At 59.2% G+C, this 1920-nt stretch carries 2 protein-coding genes and 1 pseudogene; all 3 read left to right on the top strand.

Going from position 1 to position 1920, the window contains the following annotated elements; all coding sequences use genetic code 11:
• Positions 1-413, top strand: a pseudogene (locus AWB67_RS37065) (DUF2955 domain-containing protein); the annotation flags it as partial.
• A gap of 76 nt (positions 414-489) precedes the next feature.
• A complete protein-coding gene (locus AWB67_RS37060) occupies positions 490-870 on the top strand; it encodes a potassium channel family protein (RefSeq protein ID WP_087660768.1) in 381 nt (126 codons plus the stop codon).
• 263 nt (positions 871-1133) lie between these two features.
• Entirely contained in the window at positions 1134-1862 is a 729-nt protein-coding gene (locus AWB67_RS37055) for a hypothetical protein (protein ID WP_125477857.1), read from the top strand.
• The last annotated feature ends 58 nt before the right edge of the window (positions 1863-1920 follow it).

The raw sequence follows: 1920 nt of genomic DNA, 5'->3' as shown, positions 1-1920 counted from the left end.
TGCCGATCATCATGAAGTCCGTCAGTCTCGGCAGACAAAGCTGCACCACGACGGCTCGCAGCGCAGCGCGAGATCTGATCGGCTCCACCCTGCTCGGTGGCCTGCTTGCAATAGTGTTCTGGTTCTCGCTCAGGCTCTTTGTGCACCTGTGGATGTTCTTTCTGTGGATGCTGTTGTTCGGCCTTTTGGTGGGACGCAAGCTCTATGGCATCTGCTCAACGCATTACTCGCCGGGCTTTTGGCTAAACAGTCTGGTCACCATGATCATTTTGCTGGGCCAATCGGTGCAAGACAGCGCAGCGGGAAAGGACGTCTACACGGCGTTTGCCGTGCGCATGGGGCTCTTTGTGGCGGTCACGGTCTATGCGTGTCTGATGTTACTGATTTTCGAGCAGCGCCGCCGCGCGCGATGACGCTTCGCGCACCTGTCGGAATGGGACTCCCGTTCAAGCACTACGGAGTGAGCACAATGTAGCGGAGGTATCTGCAATGGGAAATAATACAAGCGACGTGGTCGTGCGCCTGCGGGCGCGTGATATCTTGCGGGAATCAGGCAGGACCCTTTGGTACCTGCGCGCAATCCTGGCTGGCCTTCTGGTGCTGTTTGTGCTGCTGACGGTCGCTATGTATTACGTGGGGGACCCCGTGGAGACGGTGAAGCGAACGCCTTCGCCGATGGCGGAAACCGTCTATTTCTGCGCGATCACGGCGCTGACCATCGGGTATGGCGACGTAGTCCCAACGTCAACTTTTGGCCGGCTCGACGCGATATTGCTTGGCTTGCTCGGCATGGTGTTCACAGGGTTGATCGTTGCTGCAGCTGTCAGGGGCGTGCAGGAAGCGGCGCGTCGAGCGAGCCTTCAGGATTAAACGGTTGGCGCTGCCGGCAGAACGAGACTGGCCGATTGACGGTTTCGGCTGTCGCGAACGACATCCGGGCCCAATCAAGGCCACGCGGACCTAATAGCGGGTGAAGAAGCAAGAGGAGACCCATCGTGACCCGAAGGTTAAAATGCATCGCCGCGTTGACGGCGGCTGCAATCAGTGGCTGGGCCTTCGCGACCGACGTCCCTCCGGCAGACGCTGGCACGCAGTGGCAGTTCGCCGCGGGGCCTTACCTATGGTTGCCTACCGTGAGCGGAACGCTCCGCTTCACCGTGCCCGGTGGTGGCGCCGACGCGTCCAGCGGCCCATACAACTACCTGCAAAACCTCAGATTCGCCTTGATGCTGCAAGGCGAGGCGCGCAAGGGCGAGTGGAGTGTTTTCGCCGACGCCATCTACCTGAACTTCGGTCGGCACGAGAGTTCCGTCAATTCGACGAATGGCGTTCTTGGCACGCGTGAAACGCAACAAGACGTACAGACGAGTTTTGCGGGAACGCTGATCCAACTGGGCGGCAGTCGCACGCTCTTATGGCAGGAATGGGGATACATCGATGCTGTCGCTGGAATGCGCTATCTTGGTGTAAAGGGAACACTCGACGCTGCAGTCGGTGCGACGGTCGGCTCAAGGCCAGGGGCCAGTTCGGACTTTCACGTTGCGCAGACGCAGAACATCTTCAATGGCTTCGCCGGCATGCGAGGGCGTGCAACCATCACTCGGGACGGCGCGTGGTATATCCCCGTTCTATCTCGACGTGGGAACAGGCACTTCGAAATTTACATGGCAGGCGCTGACAGGACTGTCCTACGCGACAAAGCGGGTCGATTTCAGCCTGCTCTATCGATACCTCGCGTTTTACGGTTCGGGCGATCAGCTCGTACAAACGCTGCGCTTCAACGGCCCAAGCGTGAACGTGACCTTCAAGTTTTGATCGCGCTTCGGCGGCTGCTCGAATCGCAAGACGCTGGTGACGGCTAGCCTGATCTTGCAATGCGTTCTGCCCGAAAGCGACACGACGCATCGCGGTGGATTGTTC

Source organism: Caballeronia terrestris (assembly GCF_001544515.1).
Classification (GTDB): domain Bacteria; phylum Pseudomonadota; class Gammaproteobacteria; order Burkholderiales; family Burkholderiaceae; genus Caballeronia; species Caballeronia terrestris.
Note: the sequence above shows the minus strand (reverse complement) of the source record. Positions and strands in the feature narration are given on the sequence as shown.